The sequence below is a fragment of the Pseudoalteromonas sp. SANK 73390 genome, from assembly GCF_054966645.1.
Genome location: NZ_ARPN01000200.1, coordinates 33,932 through 54,168, shown reverse-complemented (window position 1 = coordinate 54,168; position 20,237 = coordinate 33,932). Strand labels below are relative to the sequence as shown.

Below are 20,237 nucleotides of genomic sequence, written 5' to 3'. Positions count from 1 at the left end.
TCGGGGGCAATTGCTAATTATATTTTGGCAGTAAAGTAAATGCTGCTTGTTACGAAAATAGTTTTTTCCTAACTACTTTTCGATACTCACTGGGTGTTTGATTTAGTTTATTTTTAAACACTCTAGTGAGTAAACCTTGCGAATTAAAACCAACAGACATGGCAATATCTTGAATGGATAGATTGCTATTGGCTAATAACTCTTTGGCGGTTTCAAGGCGCAAAGATTGCAAGTAGTCAGTGGCTGTTTGTCCTGTAGCGGCTTTAAAACGTCGATTAAAAGTGCGTTGGCTTAAATCGAACTGCATAGCGACTTGGGCGAGAGATAACTCACTGGCATAGTTGTTTTTAAGCCAGAATTGAATGGCTGCTACTTGCTCATCTGGGTGCGTATCAACGGCACCTTCTAAATATCTTTGCTCTTCATAGGGTTTGCGAATTTCATGAGAAAAGTTTTGTTGCACATGATTGGCTGCCGCACTGCCGTATAGCAGCGAAATAAGATGAACAATAACGTCTGCCAGAGCATTTAGGCTTGCTACGGTATAAATGCGTTCAGATTGGGTGATGAAAAAATCGGGTTTTAAATCAACTTTTGGGTAGCTACGACTAAACTGTTCAGCGTAATGCCAATGAGTGGTTGCAGGGTGTTCGTCTAACAACCCTGATTCGGCTAAAAAACAGACGCCCGTACCTACACCAATGACGGTACCGCCATTTTGCCAACTGGTCATTAACTCATTGGCCAAATGAGGATTTTTATGAATAACGGGTCTTGGGTTACGCCAAATACTTGGTACAATCACATAATCTTGTTGTGCAATTTCACTTAGCTCTCCCGAGGGTTGTAATCGAATGCCCAGCTCGTTATCAATCTCATGTTCCGCACTACTTAGCCAAGAGAGTTTTAAAGGTCTAAAACCTTTCCCTAAATGCCGCTTAGCATGCGCTTCACCAGCTCGTAACATTTCCGCGGGTAAAGTGACACTGGTAAATAACATATGCTCATAAAGGATAAAAGCGACGTGAATAGGTTGGTTCATCTGGTCAGACCACCTTGTTTTGGCTAATTAGTAATGTTATATGTCTAATTTTGCATTATATAATTTCTAAGTTCCAACTAAAATCAACACATATTTAGCTATATAGAATAATTCGCATGACAGCATTACCTATTATTGTTGGTATGGGGGGCATTAACGCCGCTGGGCGTACTTCATTCCACCAAGGATTCCGTCGTATTGTATTGAATAAGTTGACACAAAAAGCAAGGCAAGAAACGTTTTTAGGCCTCGCCACACTAATGAATTTGGTTAGTTATCAAGGTGGTCAGCTTATTGTAAATAAAGATGGCACCGTCATTACGGCTGACCAGATAGAAATACGATTGGGTGAGCAAATAAAAGCGGGTACGTTAATTCGTAAAATTGAAAAAAACCATTTTGATGTTGACGCAACGCATTGGCAGCAAAAACTGACAATAAAAAGCAGTGATGCAGCTGGCTTACGTTTTCAATGTAAAAAACGTGATTTACCCACTCCAGTGCCCGCGAGTTGGCAGGTAACTGACATGGAGAGTAAATTTGTTTCTGTTTTAGTCCCTGAGCAACTTGAAGTAAAGCACGATAGTTACAGAGATAACCCTATTAAAGCTGCAGGCCAGTTCCCGAGTGGTTTTGAGCCCGGGAAAATGTACAACAGCCGTTATCAGCCTAGAGGTTTACAAGCTACTATTTTTGCTGCAACAGATGCAGTGCGCTCAACTGGACTTGAGTGGCAGCAAGTGATGAATAGCGTAAAACCAGATCAAATTGGTACTTATTCAGCCTCAATTGCAGGGCAAATGAGTGATGAAGGCTTTGGTGGCTTAATTCGAGCGCGCATGAAAGGTGAGCGGGTAAGTACTAAACAACTCGCGCTTGGCTTAAATACGATGTCGACTGATTTTATTAATGCTTACGTAACGGGAAGTGTGGGCACAACTTTCACTACATCAGGTGCATGCGCCACTTTTTTATATAACCTGCGCGCTGCGGTGAATGATATTCAAGCTGGCCGCACGCGCGTTGCAATTGTGGCAAGCGTTGAGTGTGCTTTGACACCTGAAGTAATTGAGGGCTTTGCTACTATGGGCGCGCTTGCTAATGAAGAAGGTCTGAAAAAATTAGATAACAGTGATCATGTAGATTATCGACGTACCAGTCGTCCATTTGGTGAAAACTGTGGCTTTACCATCGGGGAAGGCGCACAAGTCGCTATTTTGATGGATGATGAACTAGCTTTATCTATGGGCGCTCAAATTATGGGCTCTGTTGTTGATGTATTTGTTAATGCTGATGGCGTTAAAAAGTCAATTACGGCACCGGGCCCTGGCAACTATATAACCATGGCAAAATCGGTGGCTTTAGCAGAGCAGATTGCAGGTACTGACGCTCTACGAGAACGCAGTTTTATTTTGGCTCACGGCTCAAGTACGCCTCAAAATCGCGTAACCGAATCGTTAATTTATCATAAAGTTGCAGAGGCTTTTTCTATAAATGGCTGGAAAATCGCTGCGCCAAAAGCCTATGTAGGACATACCATAGCGCCTGCCAGTGGTGACCAGCTAGCCATGGCACTTGGGGTGTTTAGCCACAATATAATGCCAGGGGTTACTACGATAGATAAAGTAGCTGATGATGTGTATAACGAGTATCTAGATATTCGCACAGAGCATTATGAGTGCCAGGATATGGATATTGCATTTATTAATTCAAAAGGTTTTGGTGGTAACAATGCCACTGCGACCGTTTTTTCGCCTAAACAAACGATGCGCTTGTTGGCTAAACGCTACAGCGATGACTTATTTACTGATTACAACACCAAACTAGAGTGTACTGTACAAGCTCAGTTGCGTTATCAACACGCTGCAGACTTAGGGCAATATGAGCTAATTTATCGCTTTGGCGAAGGGCAAATTGATGAGTCAGAATTGCTGATTGATAAAGAGTCACTTACCATCCCCGGGTTTGATAACAAGATCACCTTGACTGAAAATAATCAGTATACCGATTTAAGCTAAAGAAGAATTGTTAAGCAAAGCAAGGCGCTCAGGATGAGCGCCTTTTTGTTGTACCTATAAGCTTTGTACTGCATTAACTGGCATCTTTAATTGCGATTGAACGTATTAGGGTTGGGTTATAGCTTTCTCTTACCTAGCGTACATCTGCTTATTCGATAGCGCATAAATTCCACTAATGTTTAACTTTTGTACATGAAAGCGATGATTTATAAATAAAAATCCAGTCTCCATTTACTTTTTTATATGAAGCCCTACACTAGTAAAGGAAAGCTAGAGACGCAGTTGAGTGTTGTATTGATTGATTATCAAGGCAATAAACAAGCTGATATACAACAGCTTGGTTGGTTTATCTTAATTACAATTATTTAAGGCGTGATATTAATTTTATTAGAACATTGATCATTTTGGCGAGTTAAATGAGTCATTAACTGCGTTATAAATTACGCATGTAGAATAACTACATGGCGAAATTTTGCCTAGTTACCAAACCATTTATCAATCGCTACATCTGATCATTTATTTAATGCAATTGATATAATACTGTCATTGTAACTAACATAAACCCATCATTTACCCTTCAGTTCAAAAAAGCGTAGTTAATAAACTAGCTGGTAGTTTAACTGTAGTGATGTAACACATTGATACAACAACTTAGATGAATTTTTATTTCTTTTAGTGGTCGAGAATTAGTGCTCGGGAATAAATTTTACACACCTAAGCTACAACTGAGTTTTACGAGTGACTTACTAAGCTAACTTAGTCTTATCAGCACTTTTAGTGTGCTGTGAAGAAAGTAACGGTACAAATGGTTTGGTGTCGTATCACAATCAAAAAAAGAGGATATCATGGGTAATAACCACGATAAGTACAGTATCGACAATACTGACTATACGGTCGGACAAGATAACGTTCAAAAATGGGGTTTTGATGTACATAATCCAGTGTTTGGTGTGAGCGCAGGTTTAATCTTAGCCTTTTTAGTTGCCATTTTGCTTGTTGATTCTGAAGTAGCTAAAGCGACTTTAGATGGCATAAAGTGGGATATTATAGGTACATTTGACGCACTATTTATGTGGTCAGCCAATTTATTTGTAGTTTTTTGTCTGGTGTTGGTTATATCACCTTTTGGTAAAATACGCCTCGGTGGGGCCGATGCAAAACCTAGCTATTCTACTTTGTCTTGGCTAGCTATGTTATTTGCTGCTGGAATGGGTATTGGCTTAATGTTTTGGGGGGTTGCTGAACCTGTAGCTTATTACACTGGTTGGTATGAAACGCCATTGGGCGTTACTGCAAATACGCCTGAAGCAGCAAAAGTGGCAATGGGTGCAACCATGTACCATTGGGGTTTACACCCTTGGGCTATCTACGCGATAGTGGCATTATCACTGGCCTTTTTTGCATACAATAAGGGACTACCGTTATCAATTCGTTCAATTTTTTATCCTATATTAGGTGATAGAGCTTGGGGCTGGCCAGGTCATATTATTGATATATTGGCGGTGCTCGCAACGCTATTTGGTCTTGCTACATCATTAGGTTTAGGCGCACAACAAGCTGGCGCTGGTATTGAGCATGTTTTTGGTATTGAATCGGGACTTGGTTTACAAGTAGGTGTTATTGCGGGTGTAACCGCTTTGGCGATTATATCTGTCGTACGTGGCATAGATGGGGGTGTTAAACTGCTGAGTAATGCAAATATGCTCATTGCCTTTGCACTACTATTATTTGTTTGTATCGCTGGTTTTGCGGTTGCGCTTGGGAATGTACCGACTACTTTGATGGGGTATGTAGAAAATATCATTCCATTGAGTAATCCACATAATCGAGAGGATGAAGCTTGGTTTCAAGGTTGGACCGTATTTTATTGGGCTTGGTGGATTTCTTGGTCACCGTTCGTAGGCATGTTCATTGCGCGTGTTTCTGAAGGACGTACTATTAGAGAGTTTATTATTGCAGTGTTACTGATCCCAACTTTAGTCACGGTACTTTGGATGTCGATTTATGGCGGGTTGGCTATTGATCAAGTTAAAAATGGTATTGGTGCGTTAGGGAGTGATGGTTTAACTGAAGTGCCATTAGCTATGTTCCAAATGTTTGAAAATTTACCTATGAGTGGATTGTTATCAGTTGTTGCGATTTTACTGGTATTGGTATTCTTCATTACCTCTTCTGATTCGGGCTCATTGGTTATAGATAGTATTACAGCGGGTGGTAAAATTGATGCGCCAGTACCACAGCGTATTTTTTGGGCAAGTGTTGAAGGCACAATTGCTGCGGCGTTGCTTTGGATAGGTGGTAAAGAAGCAATAGAGGCACTACAAGCAGGTGCCATATCTACCGGTTTACCATTTACTTTCGTGCTATTGCTCATGTGTGTTAGTTTGATATTGGGATTAAGAACAGAGCCTAAAAGTAGCTATTAAATTTACATAGAGTTTTTGTGTAAAAAGTGCGGCTCAGGCTAAATATCATTCGTTTAAAGTAATGAGATCCTGCAACAAGTTCACAATGACGAAATAGGCTCAACAATGAGACTAACGAGGAAGACGGCAGTGCCCAAAGATACGTCTGTCGTCTTCTTGATAAAGGTCTGAATATCTTTACTAAAACCCAGGTTTCGCTTGTTTATGTGTCTTATGCCAATGCATAGGGGTTGGTTAGCGCCATATGTCTTTGATCATGGTTGCAGGGTCTAAATAATATTGTGACTGAGCTTGCAATAGTTCTGCAGTTGCCAATGCATCAGACAAAGCATGATGGGGTTGATAATAGGGAAGGCCATAACGTTTTCTACAATCAGCCAACCGAAGCGATGGTATTGCTTTGTTGGTAAGTTTATCAAGCCAGCTTCTTTGCTTATTTTTCGCTGTTTTTTCTACTTCCATGGTATCGATGACCGGGAATTCAATTCCTTCACCTAATCTAGCCATTAAAGCAGCATGAAAAAACGACTTTTCTATAAACTGATAATGTACCACGATAACTTTACCTGTTATCGCCGCTAATATTTCCTCTAAAACAATTGTTAAATCAGGTGCTTGCTCAATTTGAGAATGCGTAATTCGGTGCAATGTTACGGACTCTTCAGCTAATATACAGCTTGGTTTAACTAACCAGTGCTTTGCCTGAGCACAACAGATCCTACTTAAGTTGAAAGGAACAATACCCACGCTGACTATGTCATCTTTATTTGGGTTTAACCCTGTAGTTTCAAAGTCAAGGGCAACAAAGTCGCTTTGTGCTAACGTGCCAAAAGGGTCTACTACACCTTGTTGATAAAACGCTTTTAAGCGAGTGTCTTTTGATGTTTGTGCTAATCGTCGAAAACGACTTTGCCACGAAATGATATTACCCTGCATAACTAGCTACACTGTTTCATTTAAAGCAATCCTATTTTTACTTCATTATTGATTTGTTTTGATATCTGAATTTTAAAAAGCTTTGTGCTTTGTCTAAAACACCAAATGCTTCTTTAAGGTTTCGTTGTTCAAACTCTGAAAGTGTTTCAGGGGATAGACTATTGTCGGGTTTTTCATTTTGTTCAATTTGCCAAGATTGATGCTTAATGCGCATAATTGCAATGTATTCAAGGGCAGCTTGCAAGTCTTGTACTTTCCCTTTCGGTAGTATGTTTGCTTCGTTGATGTCTTCAAGTCTTTCAAATGAATTTTGTTTTCTTGAACCCACAGCTAATGCATGGACACGCACTAAGTCTGATAAGGGCGCTGTACCGCGACGTTTGATATTCATAGAGCGCCGATGTTGCCCATCTTGCTCTAAAACAAAGCCGTTAAAAAACCCTAAAGGTGGTGTTCTTCTTAGTGCGTTGTGCGCCATAGCAGCGAGAAAGCTAGGTGTTTTCTGCGCCTTTTTACTAATAAAGTTGGTAAGGCTTTCAGCCCATTTAACTTTGCCCCAAACGCCTTCAAGGTCAAAGAAGATAGAGCTATTCAATAGGGCCTCTGGTTTAGGGTTTTCTATCCAGTCACTGAATTGCGCTTGCCATTGGTCAAAAGTGAGGCGCCAAGCAGGGTTACTCGCCATAATTCCGCCATCGCAATAGGTATAACCACAATTAGCAAGGCCATCACAAACAAACTTGGCGAGCTGTTCAAAGTATTTTCCATGCATGTTGTGCTGGTAGCTATTATCAAGTATTAATGCGTTGTCTTGATCGGTAACTATCAGCTGCTCATCACGTGCCATGGACCCTAGTGCAATAAAACAATACGCGATAGGCGGCGGTCCCAATTTAGCTTCGGCAAGTTCGAGTAGTTTATGTTTGAATGTTTTACCTATAATGGACATAGCTGAGCCAATCATATGCGAATTGGCATCTTCATTGACCATACGAATAAAGATAGTACTTAAATATTTTGCGTAACTGGCAAGGTCATCAACACTTTGTTGCTCCATCAACCCTCGAACAAACAATAGGCTACTTTGTGACTCATACCGTAAAATATCTGATAAGGTGAGCATACCAATAGGCTTACGTTTATGTACAATTGGTAAATGATGAACACTGTCTCTGAGCATTAACATCATTGCTTCAAATACATAAGCATTAGAGTCAATAATAACCACGTCAGTTGTCATAATATCAGCAACGGGCGTATCATAAGGCAACCCTTGGGCTACCACTTTATTGCGTAGATCCCTGTCACTTATTAAGCCAACCACTTGTGCATCGTCTTCTTCAGGGTCATCAACCATAGGTTTTGCAGGGTCATAGATCAAAAGAGAAGATACTTGTTCTTTAGTCATAACTTGTGCAGCTTGCTGAACGGTACTGTTGCGTTCAGCATAAACTACATCTCTTAATATTAGTTTGGTGACCTTGGCAGTGGTCATGTCATTACTGTCAGCTTGCTCAGAGACGGTCATTTTCAAGCGGGTGTTATCATCTGCTTCGAAATAGTCGGCAAAAAACTCAAAATTATTACAATATTCATCAAAAATGCCGACAGGAATACAATAAACTAAGGTATCTTCAAGTGTATTTGCGCCAAATCGTACTTTTCGATTCATCAGCAAGCCTCTGTGGCCAAAAATACCACCAGTTGAGATACGATGATATAACTCGCCTGAACGGCGAAGTAATTCTACAGAGCCTGAGCGAATTACATATAGATAGTTGATTTGCTGTTCGTACTCAAATATTTGGCTTCCGCAGCGGTAATAGCTCACTTCTACGTTACTTGCAAGGGTGTTTAGTGCATCTGATGGTAAGTCAGAAAATGGAGCATATGCTTCCAAGAAATTGGCAACTTCCTGATGTTCGACTTCCATGGTTTGCCTTGATATAAAAAGAGAATTAACCTTATTGTGGGAGACAGTAAGCTAATTTGCAATGATAATCACTTGCTACTAAACACTTTTTATAAGTTTTGTGTGGGAAGAATAAGCATAGCTGTAAAACTAATTGAAACCATTAAAGTGCTCAACGCTTGCATGCCACTTTAACTTACATATTCTGTAAATTACTAACTTTAGGGAATATAAGGCTTGTTTAAATAAGCCTTATATTCTGTGAATTGTTTAAGAAAAGTGTTTAGCGTGAAAATGCAGGTGCTCGTCGATAAAACTACTGATAAAAAAGTAGCTATGATCGTAGCCTTCTCGCATGTTTAATGTGAGAGGATAATTGATATTCTCAGCTACTTTTTGCAAATGCCAAGGTTGTAGTTGCTCTTCTAAAAAGCTGTCTGCATCGCCTTGGTCTATTAAAATAGGGATTAGTTGCTTAAACTGCTTCTGTGAAAGCAAAGCCGTTGCGTCATATTGCTGCCAAATACTAGTATCTATCCCTAAATATCCTGTAAATGCTTTAACTCCCCAAGGACATTGTTGCGGGTGAACAATTGGGCTAAAGGCAGAAATACTGGAGTAAACATCGCTGTTACGCAATCCTATGGTCAAAGCACCATGGCCACCCATTGAGTGACCGCTTATGGCTTGTTGTTCGGTCACAGGGAAGTGTGCTTTGATCAGCTGAGGAAGCTCACTCACAACATAGTCATACATGTGATAGTGCTTATCAAACGGAGGCATTATTGCATTGAGGTAAAACCCCGCACCTAAACCAAAATCGTAATTGGCAGCCGGGTCATCAGCAACACTCTCACCACGTGGACTAGTATCGGATGTTACAATAGCAATGCCAAGTTCATTGGCAGTTTTAAACGCCCCTGCTTTTTGCATAAAGTTTTCATCGGTGCAGGTTAAGCCTGAAAGCCAGTAAAGCACCGGTACCTTTTTTCCATGATTAGCGGTCTCGGGTAAAAAAATTGCAAAAGTCATATCACATTGCGTAGTTGTGCTGGCGTGGCGGTATCGCTTATGCCAGCCGCCAACTACTTTATTGCTGGCGACAAGTTCCATAATAACCCTTATTTATAGTGCACTACAGAGCGAATACTCTTTCCTTGGTGCATTAAATCAAATGCTTCGTTTATATCTTCAAGCTTCATTGTATGAGTAATAAAGTCATCAAGCTTAAATTCACCAGCCATGTAACGCTCGACAATTTCAGGTAATTCAGAACGACCTTTTACACCACCAAAGGCACTGCCACGCCAAACGCGGCCTGTAACAAGTTGGAAAGGGCGCGTAGTAATTTCTTGTCCAGCACCGGCAACACCAATGATCACTGATTCTCCCCACCCCTTATGGCAACACTCTAAAGCAGAGCGCATTACATCAACATTACCTATACACTCAAAAGAAAAGTCAACACCACCATCGGTCATTTCAACAATGACCTCTTGGATTGGTTTGTCGTAGTTTTTGGGATTGATCACTTCTGTGGCACCCAGTTTAGTTGCCAAAGAAAACTTGCTTTCATTAACATCAATACCAATTATACGTTTGGCACCGGCCATGGTTGCACCAATAATCGCAGATAAGCCAATGCCACCTAAACCGAAAATTGCGACGGTGTCACCAGCTTGTACTTTAGCCGTGTTCATAACTGCGCCCATCCCGGTTGTAACACCGCAACCGAGTAAGCAAATTTCTTCAAGTGGTGCGTCTGGGTTAACCTTCGCTAATGAAATGTCAGGAAGCACGGTATACTCAGAGAATGTAGATGTGCCCATGTAGTGGAAGATTGGTTCACCATCTTTATAAAAACGTGTGGTGCCATCTGGCATTAAACCTTTTCCTTGAGTTTCACGAATTTTTTGACAAAGGTTAGTTTTACCAGAGGTACAGAATTTACACTCACCACATTCAGGAGTGTATAGTGGAATGACATGGTCGCCTACAGAGACACTGGTAACTCCTTCGCCTACCGCTTCGACTATACCAGCCCCTTCGTGACCTAAAATAGCCGGGAATACGCCTTCAGGATCATCACCCGAGAGCGTAAATGCGTCGGTATGGCAAACACCAGTAGCAGTGATTTTAACAAGTACTTCACCCGCTTTTGGCATCATGACGTCAACTTCTTCGATGCTTAAAGGCTGCCCAGGACCCCAAGCGATAGCGGCTTTTGATTTAATAAATTCCGACATGGTTTGTTTCTCATTGGTTATACATGATGGACTCAGTATAATTGCATTAATATATTTGATAATATCTAAATAACTAAAACACTTTTACATATTTGTAATAATGGATGGATGTTGGATAGATGGACAGGTATTGACGAGTTTGTTGCGGTTGCCACACTTGGCTCTTTTACGCTTGCTGCAAAAAATTTAAGTACTTCGGTTGCGCAAGTTAGCAGAAGAGTAAAAGAGCTTGAACAACAGTTAAATCATCAGTTATTGACTCGAACTACACGTACTCTCACACTGACTCAAGAGGGTAAAGTTTTTCTCACTCATGCAAGACATTTACAGCATGCCTATAATGATGCTCAACTGGCACTTCGACAGCGTGATCAGCAGCCTTCAGGAGTATTAAAGCTTACTGCCCCCGTGATGTTTGGCGAGCACTATATTATGCCATTAGTTCATGACTTTATGCGTAAATACCCGAAGGTTAGTGTGGAAATGCAGTTAAGTAATGAACAGCTAGATATTGTCGCAGCTGGTATTGATGTTGCAATCAGACTTGGTCATTTAAAAGATTCAAGCCTTCGGGCTAGAAAATTATCTTCAAGGCGCACTTTGGTCTGTGCTGCACCGAGCTACATTACAAATCATGGCCAGCCTCATAGTTTAAATGAACTATCACAGCATACTTGTTTGATTGGTAATAGTCGTACATGGCGGTTTTTAGATTGTGCTAAAGAGCGTAATATTACTGTGCATGGTAATTTAATCTGTAATAGTGGCTGGGCTTTACTAGATGCCGCTTGTAAAGGCATGGGCTTAGTTCAATTACCGCACTATTATGTGCAAGCTGCTTTACAGAAGGGGCAGTTGATTGAACTGTTGCCAAAGTTTAAGCCTGAGGCTGAAGGGGTCTGGGCGGTATATCCACCCAGACAATATGTACCTACTAGTTTGCGATTGTTGCTTGATCATTTTGTGCAGGGGTTTGTTCACTCGAATGCATAGTACTCAGTGCCATGTTGAGCGCTTCTTCACGGCTTTGGCAAAACGCATTGCCACCTAAACGTTCATTAATATTAAAGCGATGTAATTGCTCACTGGTTTCTTTGTTAGGTGAATAAATATACACCTCACAGTTGGCATCAAGCGCATCAATAATCGCATTTTCTAAAGCGAGGCTAACGGTAACATCTAACATTGCAACATCGCTGAGATCAAGCACCATTGCTTTATATTTAGCTATATCTCTGTGTTGACGGGCGATAGCCTTAGAGACACTAAAAATCATGGGCCCTGATAAATAAAAGTACAGTAATTGCCCCTGTGCTTGGTTAAATAATTCGCGTTCAACATCTGTCATAGGCACATCGTCATCACTGTCACTAATTGCTTTGACCTGCTCAGCTTGCATTCTACTCAATCGCTCAATAACAATAATATTTGAAATAAATACACCAAGACCCACAGCAACCATTAAATCAACAAACACAGTTAATAGCATTACGCCATACATGATAGCCATTTGCATGATGCTGAGTTTGTGTGCACGCTGAATAAAGCTCCAGTCGAGAATGTTAAAGCCAACATAAACGGCGATACCAGCAAGTACAGCCATAGGAATTGGTTCGGTTAAGCTGCCCGCCACAAACACCACGGCCATTAAAATAAGGGCGCGAATAATTCCAGCTGCTGGTGAACGAGCACCCACTTGAATGTTAACCACCGTGCCCATAGTTGCACCTGCGCCAGGTAGCGCGCCAAATAAGCCTGAGATCATGTTAGCAATACCTTGACCTCTGAGCTCTTTGTCTGAGTTATGCTCCGTTCTGGTCAAACTATCGCCAATAACTGCCGTTAAGAGTGTATCAATACACCCTAATGTACCAAGGATAAGTGCATCAATGATCATTTCAGTAAACACGTCCGCACCGAAGGTAGGCCAAACAATATCGGGTAAACCACTGGGAATTTCACCAATGCGGCGAATGCTATCGGAGTCAAAAAAGATCACTGAGAATAAAGTAATCGCAATTAAAGCAACAAGCTGTGCAGGCACATATTGGCGGTATTTTTGCGGAAGATAAAAAAGAATGCCTAAAGTAAGCACACCTAATAAAAGCTCTGTAAAGTGCAAGTTCATAACCAGTTCGGGTAGAACTGACAAAGTGCCGATAACACCACCTGATGGTGCTTTATGGCCAAGTAAGGGAGCAATTTGCAGAATAATTAAAATAACCCCGATACCAGACATAAAGCCAGAGATCACGCTATATGGCATTAACGTCACATATTTCCCCAGTTTTAATGTGCCGAGTAAAATTTGAAATGCACCTGCCATCATTACCACAGTAAAACCCATAGCCATTCCTGTTTCGGGATATTTGGCCATCATAGTGGTTAAGACTGCGGTCATAATAACCGTCATCGGACCTGTAGGTTCAGAAATGAGAGAGGTAGAGCCACCAAATAGGGCCGCAAAAAGACCCACGAGAATTGCGCCCCACATGCCGGCTTCTGCACCAGCTCCTGAGGCAACACCAAATGCTAGAGCGAGCGGGAGGGAAATTATCGCAGTAGTTACTCCTCCAAACAAATCGCCCTTTAAATTCATGTGTTTAAATCGAGATATAGACAACATAAAACTTCCATGCCGCGAGAGTTCACGCATTTTACACCAAAAATTGAATTTAACTATCAGATACTCCATATTTTTTTACAATTTGCTACGTACCCTGTATTCATGCTTTGTGATAGTATTCGCAACATTAGCCTCAAACATCATCAAAATTAATATGTATCAGCCAGTTAGCCTATTTGTTGGCTTAAGGTATGCAAAAGCCGCTAAAGGTAACGCCTTTATTTCATTTATCTCGTTTTTTTCCATTGCAGGGATTGCACTGGGATTGATGTCTTTGATCACTGTGAGTTCGGTAATGAATGGTTTTGAACAGTCGCTTAAAACCGCCATGCTTGATTTAATTCCGCATGTGCAACTTCGCCACACCTCAAATTCAGGTGATAACACAGAGTTACTCAAAAAGTTACGAGATAATAAACAGGTAAAACGTATACAGCCTTATTTAACCTCAGATGTAATTTTGCAAACGAATAAAGAACTTTTAGGCGTAAGGCTGCAAGGGGTTTTTTCGGGATATAGTAACCCTGTAGAGCAGCATATTTATAGTGGGTCTAGTACGCGAATGGAAAATAGTAAATATCAGTTGATGATAAGCCGTTATTTATCCAGCAAACTAGGTGTAGGAGTTGGTGAAGAAATTAGAGTAATTTTACCTGATGTTTCAAGTTATACACCACTTGGACGTATACCCATGCAACGCCTTTTTACTGTTGCTGCTATCTATGATTCAAACAGCGAAGCTGATACGGCTTTGGCTTTTGCTGACGGTAAGAGTTTAGCGAGGCTGATGCGACGTATAAACAGAGCCAAATATGACGTGAGTATAACTTTGCATGATGCATTTGCTCTGAGTGATTTTTATCTTGAAAACCCGCAACTAAAGCGTGATTTTGACATCGACGATTGGCAGTCACAGCAGGGAACATTATTTGCTGCTGTTGCAATGGAAAAGCGTATTATGTCGTTCTTATTAGGACTTATTGTGATAGTCGCTATATTCAACATATTGTCAGCTTTATCTATGATGGTAAGAGAAAAACAAGGTGAAGTTGCCATTTTACAAACGTTAGGGTTTACGCCACAAATGATAGGCCGAGTATTTATGGTACAAGGACTATACAATGGTTTGATTGGTACAATGATAGGTGTTGTTTTTGGTATTTTAGTTGCTAATTATATCAATGAAATTTTAGCATTTACGGGGTTGTCATTACTTGGAGGAGCAAGTTTACCGGTGGTTTTCTCACAGTCAGGTTTATTAACAATGGCTTTAGTCAGCATTTTAATGAGTTTTATTGCAACTTTGTATCCAGCAAAAAAAGCAGCCAGTGTTCTACCAGCAGAGGTATTAAGGTATGAATGAGTTAGTGATAGATTGCCAAAAGCTGGGCAAATCATATCAAGACGGGAAAGCACAAGTTGATGTGCTAAAGGGGGTTGACTTACAAGTTCGCCAAGGTGAAATGCTGGCGATAGTAGGCAGTTCCGGCTCTGGTAAAAGTACACTCCTACATATTTTAGGCACATTAGATACTGAGTCATCAGGTAGTGTCAGTATTAAGGGAGTGCAGGTAGGTCAACTTTCTCGTTCAAAGCAAGCTGATTTTAGAAATCAAAACATGGGCTTTATCTATCAATTTCACCACTTATTGATGGAGTTTACCGCGCTTGAAAATGTTGCAATGCCACTGTTGATAAGTGGAATGAGTGCTAAACAAGCACATCCAGAAGCGTTAGCAATGTTAGAGCGTGTGGGTTTAAAGCAGCGTGCTTCACACAAACCGTCTGAACTATCAGGCGGAGAACGTCAGCGTGTAGCAATCGCAAGAGCACTGGTTACTAAGCCATCTTTGGTGCTTGCTGATGAGCCAACCGGTAATTTAGACAAGTATAATGCGGTGCGTATTTATGAATTATTAACGCAATTGAATAAACAGTTGAATACCAGTTTTGTCGTTGTGACCCATGACTTAGAATTAGCAGCAAAACTTGGCCGAAGTGTTCAACTCGATGATGGTTTGCTTGCTGAGGTAAGCCATGCTTAGTGCATATTTAAGCAAGCGGTTTCGACAAGCAAAGCGCAGAACAGGTATCGTAAGTTTGTTAAGTAAAGCCTCAACTCTTGGGGTTATGTTAGGCGTAACGGTTTTGATTATTGCTTTATCAGTGATAAATGGCTTTGAGCAACAGCTTGAAGAGCGTTTGTTATCGGTCGTACCACATGTGAGTTATCAAGCGCCTTACGAACCCATTGATAATTGGCCGAAAAAGGTTGAGCAGTTAGAGCAGCATCCAAACATTCTTGCCGCTACACCAGAGATTAACCTAACCGCAATGGTACAATATAAAGGCAAATTAAAAGCCACGCAGCTCAAAGCTGTTATCCCAAGGTTACATCAAAAAGTGTCGGGAATTGGTGCTTATATACAAGGTAAGAATATCGTCCAACTTAAGCAAAATGAAATTGTTTTAGGCAAAAAAATAGCGCAATCACTGGGTGCAATTATCGGGGATAGAATAACAATTCTTGTTGCAAATCAACATGCAGATAAACCTTTGGCTGCACCGAAACGTTTATCATTAGAGCTTGTTGGCATTATCAATATGGGCGGTCCGGTTGACGAATCCCTAGCATTAACTCATTTAAATGCATTACAAAATACGCTAGGCCTTAGCCTTTCTCAGGTGACCGGTTTAAGGGCAAAAGTCGATAACATTTTTCAAGCGCATGATATTGCTATGAACGCAGGTCAGAGCCTTACTGACCTTGTTTATGTAAATAGCTGGTTTCGAACACAAGGAAGCTTATATCAGGATATTCAAATGGTGAGAACCATTGTGTTCTTAGTCGTATTTCTCATTATCGCGGTAGCCAGTTTTAATATTGTGTCTTCAATGGTCATGGAAGTAAAAGAGAAACAAGCCAGCATTGCTATTTTGAAAACAATGGGGGCTAAAGATAGCACAATATTTGCAACGTTTGCTTTGCAAGGGATCACATACGCTGCAATAGGGGCTTTTATCGGCACCGCTGTTGGTGTGTTGCTGGCGATAAATTTACCTGACTTATTTAATGCGGCTTTTGTAGAAGCAAATAGCAATCCGCTTGCAGGCGTTTATTTTGTTGAATTTTTACCTTCAAAGTTAATTTGGTCAGATATTATTATCACATTGACAGTGACTTTAGTTTTAGCATTACTTGCGAGTGTGTACCCAGCTTGGCAAGCAACAAAAACTAATCCAGCTCAAGTGCTTGGTAATTCTTGAACTGAAGCCATACAATAATTTGTTAGTTATTGTATGCAGGTTAATATTAACAGTTTTGTGTTAAGGGCTTGCAAGGATGGAAGCAAACCCTTACATTACTGGCATCAAGAAAGCTTAATAAAGAAGTTAAATATGAGCGAACAACAACAATTAACGCCACAACAGCGCGAAGAATTAGAAAAGCAATGGCAAAGAGAGTGCTTTCAAAGTGCTCAAAAGCATCTAGCAGAGAAAGGCATTATACCAAGTACTGTATTTGATAAAGAAAGCCGGTTTTTAGCGCCGCTGTGTGCAATTTGGAAGATTAAAGCTCAAACGGGAAAAACGTATTGGGTAGTAACAGGGCGTTTGCCTACAGATCATATGGAAACAAGTGCCGCAGCAACAGCTCGAGAAGCCATAAAGAGCTTTTCATACCGTTGGCAGATGAGAGCTGATGAAATAGTTGCAGCAGGCGTGCAGGACGAAACCCAAGCGAAATTTGCGAATTTGCTTGTAAATAGGGCACATGGTCTTTACGAAATTGCCGACAAAGACGAACTTTGGGTTAATGAAGCATCGTAAATGGTTCAGTTTTGAATGCGGAGATAGGGCATCTCAACTTTTGTCTTGGGATCCCTGCTTCCATAAAAACACAACCTTGTTTTAAGAAGCCATTATCAACAAAATTGGGCACTTCATCTAAAATACAATTGACATAGATATTGTCTAAGCCTTTGTCACTGGCAAGTAATACCAAGTAATTAAGCAGAGAAGCATAAACATCGCGATTTCTATGTGATTGAATGACTGCAATACGACTAATCAACCCGTCTGGGCTAAGCCTACCTGTTCCAACAGGTTCTTCATCATCATTACATATAATAACATGATCAGACTTTGCATCTAATGCGTCAAACTCAACTTCCTTAGGAATATGTAGCTCATAGACGAATACACGTTCACGAATTTTTTTTAATTGCGCTTTTTTTTGAAGCCAACTGACCTTGTCAACATGGTAACTCATGATTCCTCCACCTAATACTTAGCGTATTTGCGCAGGTTACCAAGCCTTTAAGTGCATAATGTTGCGTAGATTTATTAGCAAGATAAAAGTTAGCCTGATAATAAAACAAACCTAAAGTAACTTGGCAACGGTCACAGTTTGAATGCTAATAACTTAGTTACTCAAACTCATCGCCTTCTTGTAAATAATATGTTCCCTCACTAATCAGTTTAGCTAAAGTTTTCATAAATACCACACAATTTAGCGCTTCTTTAATTTGCAAGACCGTAAACTCAGTTTTGTCAGTTAACAGCTGAATGCTCGACAGCGCGGTAATAGGTAAAGTATACGTCTGCGCGTTTACGCTAAGTAATACAGATTCACCATGAACTTGATAGACACTGCGAACACCGCCGGCACGATAAATAAAATCCGATGATGCTAAGTAATCGATCAGTTCTTCATAATTAAGCGGCTCATCTAGAGGTGCGAGATCCATATCATGCTTTGGTTGGCTTATCATTGTACCAAGCCAGTGCTTGAATGTGTGCTTGTCAGCAAATGCTTGTTGCATTAGTTGATGAATGTTCTCTACCTCATTGTCACTGATCATACCCACTGAATCAGACTTGATTAAATTAGCATCACTGTAACGTGTGTTACCAAGCTCATTATCAATTAAATAATCTGCAAAACTAGAAATAAGGTCTTTTTGGTCAGGGGCTCTAAAACCTACTGAATAGTTCAGTGCATTTTCAACCGCATAACCTTCGTGCGGACAGCCTGGCGGAATATACAAGATGTCACCACTTTCCAGTACAGCATCAATTATGGCATCAAATTGCTCAACCTGAAGCAGCGATTTATTTTGGGCAAACTGCTTTAAGTTGGGATCAGGCATACCAACACGCCAGTGTCTTTTTCCCTTGCCCTGTATGATGAATACATCATATTGATCTAGATGTGGGCCAACACCCCCACCAGGAGTTGAAAAACTAATCATTAAGTCATCAATTCGCCAGTTAGGTACAAAACGAAATGGTGTTAATAGTGTGGCAGCTTTGGGGTGCCAATGATCAACAGCTTGAACGAGTAGGGTGCTGTTCTGCTCGGTTAAAAGGCTGAAATCTTCAAACGGGCCATGATGTGCTTGCCAATCGTTATTGTGATTGGTGATCAGCCGAGATTCAATACTCTCTTCCATTGCGAGCCCTGCCAATTCTTCGGGTTCGATAGGGTCGACAAAATTTGCAAAACCAGATTTGATTAGCAATGGTTTTTTTTGCCAATACTGCGATAAAAATTGCTCGATTGTTAGATTGTTAATGCTCAACTGATACATAATTTTTTCCATAAAAAAAGCGAAAGAAGTTTCTTTCGCTTTATAGTTTAATTTAATTCTAAGTTACGTTAGTTCGTCAATAAAAGCTTCCGCTCGGCCAATGTAATTTGCTGGCGTCATTTGCTTCATTTGCGCTTTTACTTCATTAGGAAGCTCTAAACCATCAATAAATTCAGCCATGATAGTTTGGTTCACTCGCTTACCACGGGTTAGCTCTTTGAGTTTTTCATATGGTTTTTCAATACCATATTTGCGCATAACAGTTTGAATTGGTTCAGCTAGTAGTTCCCAGTTTTGGTCTAGCTCTTCTAGTAACTTATCAGCATTCACTTCAAGCTTGCTTACACCTTTGAGTGTAGATTGGTATGCAATCAGGGCATAGCCCATACCCACACCTAAATTGCGTAATACCGTTGAGTCAGTTAAGTCACGTTGCCAACGAGATACAGGTAGCTTTTGTGCCAAATGTGCAAAGATAGCATTGGCGATGCCTAAGTTACCTTCAGAGTTTTCAAAGTCAATTGGGTTCACTTTGTGTGGCATCGTTGATGAACCGATTTCACCTGCAACTGTTTTTTGTTTGAAGTGGCTCAGTGCTATGTAACCCCAAACGTCACGATCAAAATCAAGTAAAATAGTATTGAAACGAGCAATTGCGTCAAATAGTTCAGCAATGTAGTCGTGCGGCTCAATTTGTGTAGTAAATGCATTCCATGTTAAGCCAAGACTGGTAACAAATTCTTCTGCGTGGGTGTGCCAATCATAGTCTGGGTAAGCGCTTAGGTGTGCATTGTAGTTACCTACTGCACCATTAATTTTACCTAAAATATCTACTTGTGCTATTTGTTGACGTTGGCGTTGCAAGCGAACATATACATTCGCAAACTCTTTACCCATCGTTGATGGAGAAGCGGGTTGACCGTGGGTACGGGTCATCATAGCAATTGAACGATACTCAATTGCTTTGGCTTTGATAGCGGCAAGTAGTTCATCACAGTAAGGGAGTAATACTTGGTCCCGAGCTTCACTTAACATTAGACCATGAGATAAGTTATTAATATCTTCAGAAGTACATGCAAAGTGAATAAACTCATTGATGGCGTTTAGTTCGGCATTTGGGGCAACCTTTTCTTTTAAAAGGTATTCAACCGCTTTTACGTCATGGTTTGTAGTACGCTCGATGTCTTTCACTCGTGCAGCATCTGCTTCGCTAAAGTTATCGACGATGCTGTCTAACAATGCATTTGCCTCATCACTAAATGCAGGTACTTCAGCAATGCCTTGAGCTTTGGCAAGTGCTTGTAACCAACGTACTTCCACGGTAACGCGGTACTTAATTAAGCCAAACTCACTAAAGATGCCACGCAGTTCGGTAGTTTTACTACCGTAGCGACCATCCACTGGAGAGATAGCGGTTAACGCTGAAAGCTCCATAAT

At 40.7% G+C, this 20,237-nt stretch carries 16 protein-coding genes; 7 read left to right on the top strand and 9 right to left on the bottom strand.

What is annotated here, in order from left to right; all coding sequences use genetic code 11:
* Positions 1-49: 49 nt before the first annotated feature.
* Positions 50-1,042, bottom strand: coding sequence for a GlxA family transcriptional regulator (locus SANK73390_RS21920; RefSeq protein ID WP_462768412.1), 993 nt, complete (start codon positions 1,040-1,042; stop codon positions 50-52).
* A 116-nt stretch (positions 1,043-1,158) separates the two neighbouring features.
* Between SANK73390_RS21920 and SANK73390_RS21915 the strand changes: the two genes are divergently transcribed.
* Together SANK73390_RS21915 and SANK73390_RS21910 are read left to right on the top strand one after the other, a co-directional pair.
* On the top strand, positions 1,159-3,060 hold the full coding sequence (locus SANK73390_RS21915) for a beta-ketoacyl synthase (RefSeq protein WP_462768411.1): 1,902 nt from the start codon (positions 1,159-1,161) through the stop codon (positions 3,058-3,060).
* An 845-nt stretch (positions 3,061-3,905) separates the two neighbouring features.
* Entirely contained in the window at positions 3,906-5,486 is a 1,581-nt protein-coding gene (locus SANK73390_RS21910) for a BCCT family transporter (protein WP_462768410.1), read from the top strand.
* 234 nt (positions 5,487-5,720) lie between these two features.
* Here the strand turns inward: SANK73390_RS21910 and SANK73390_RS21905 are convergent, their stop codons facing one another.
* The 4 genes from SANK73390_RS21905 to SANK73390_RS21890 all read right to left on the bottom strand — a co-directional run bounded on the left by SANK73390_RS21905 (position 5,721) and on the right by SANK73390_RS21890 (position 10,580).
* Positions 5,721-6,422, bottom strand: a complete 702-nt coding sequence (locus SANK73390_RS21905; RefSeq protein WP_462768409.1) for a 3'-5' exonuclease — start codon at positions 6,420-6,422, stop codon at positions 5,721-5,723.
* A 37-nt stretch (positions 6,423-6,459) separates the two neighbouring features.
* Complete coding sequence (locus SANK73390_RS21900; RefSeq protein ID WP_462768408.1) at positions 6,460-8,355, bottom strand: DUF294 nucleotidyltransferase-like domain-containing protein; 1,896 nt, start codon at positions 8,353-8,355, stop codon at positions 6,460-6,462.
* A 249-nt stretch (positions 8,356-8,604) separates the two neighbouring features.
* Positions 8,605-9,447, bottom strand: coding sequence for an S-formylglutathione hydrolase (fghA, locus tag SANK73390_RS21895; protein WP_462768407.1), 843 nt, complete (start codon positions 9,445-9,447; stop codon positions 8,605-8,607).
* 8 nt (positions 9,448-9,455) lie between these two features.
* The gene (locus SANK73390_RS21890; protein WP_462768406.1) at positions 9,456-10,580 is read right to left on the bottom strand and encodes an S-(hydroxymethyl)glutathione dehydrogenase/class III alcohol dehydrogenase; all 1,125 of its coding nucleotides are present in this window, start codon (positions 10,578-10,580) and stop codon (positions 9,456-9,458) included.
* A 111-nt stretch (positions 10,581-10,691) separates the two neighbouring features.
* On the opposite strand from SANK73390_RS21890, the gene SANK73390_RS21885 reads away from it, so the two are divergent.
* Positions 10,692-11,573 (top strand): LysR substrate-binding domain-containing protein, encoded by an 882-nt coding sequence (locus SANK73390_RS21885; protein WP_462768405.1) that lies wholly within the window; start codon positions 10,692-10,694, stop codon positions 11,571-11,573.
* Here the strand turns inward: SANK73390_RS21885 and SANK73390_RS21880 are convergent.
* Positions 11,515-13,206, bottom strand: coding sequence for a SulP family inorganic anion transporter (locus tag SANK73390_RS21880; RefSeq protein WP_462768449.1), 1,692 nt, complete (start codon positions 13,204-13,206; stop codon positions 11,515-11,517). The two genes, SANK73390_RS21885 and SANK73390_RS21880, sit on opposite strands and share 59 nt — an antisense overlap.
* Before the next feature lie 154 nt (positions 13,207-13,360).
* On the opposite strand from SANK73390_RS21880, the gene SANK73390_RS21875 reads away from it, so the two are divergent.
* The 4 genes from SANK73390_RS21875 (at position 13,361) to SANK73390_RS21860 (ending at position 17,037) form a co-directional block, all read left to right on the top strand.
* The gene (locus SANK73390_RS21875; RefSeq protein WP_462768404.1) at positions 13,361-14,569 is read left to right on the top strand and encodes an FtsX-like permease family protein; all 1,209 of its coding nucleotides are present in this window, start codon (positions 13,361-13,363) and stop codon (positions 14,567-14,569) included.
* A complete protein-coding gene (lolD, locus tag SANK73390_RS21870; protein ID WP_261593539.1) occupies positions 14,562-15,251 on the top strand; it encodes a lipoprotein-releasing ABC transporter ATP-binding protein LolD in 690 nt (229 codons plus the stop codon). The genes SANK73390_RS21875 and lolD overlap by 8 nt, the downstream gene beginning before the upstream one ends.
* A complete protein-coding gene (locus SANK73390_RS21865; RefSeq protein ID WP_462768403.1) occupies positions 15,244-16,473 on the top strand; it encodes a lipoprotein-releasing ABC transporter permease subunit in 1,230 nt (409 codons plus the stop codon). Before lolD ends, SANK73390_RS21865 begins: the two co-directional genes overlap by 8 nt.
* A gap of 132 nt (positions 16,474-16,605) precedes the next feature.
* A complete protein-coding gene (locus SANK73390_RS21860) occupies positions 16,606-17,037 on the top strand; it encodes a DUF4826 family protein (RefSeq protein WP_261593542.1) in 432 nt (143 codons plus the stop codon).
* Here the strand turns inward: SANK73390_RS21860 and SANK73390_RS21855 are convergent.
* The 3 genes from SANK73390_RS21855 to purB all read right to left on the bottom strand — a co-directional run bounded on the left by SANK73390_RS21855 (position 17,021) and on the right by purB (position 20,234).
* Entirely contained in the window at positions 17,021-17,479 is a 459-nt protein-coding gene (locus tag SANK73390_RS21855; protein ID WP_261593543.1) for a GNAT family N-acetyltransferase, read from the bottom strand. The genes SANK73390_RS21860 and SANK73390_RS21855 overlap by 17 nt on opposite strands.
* A 157-nt stretch (positions 17,480-17,636) precedes the next feature.
* On the bottom strand, positions 17,637-18,800 hold the full coding sequence (locus SANK73390_RS21850) for a JmjC domain-containing protein (RefSeq protein WP_462768402.1): 1,164 nt from the start codon (positions 18,798-18,800) through the stop codon (positions 17,637-17,639).
* 63 nt (positions 18,801-18,863) lie between these two features.
* A complete protein-coding gene (purB, locus tag SANK73390_RS21845; RefSeq protein WP_462768401.1) occupies positions 18,864-20,234 on the bottom strand; it encodes an adenylosuccinate lyase in 1,371 nt (456 codons plus the stop codon).
* Positions 20,235-20,237: the final 3 nt, after the last annotated feature.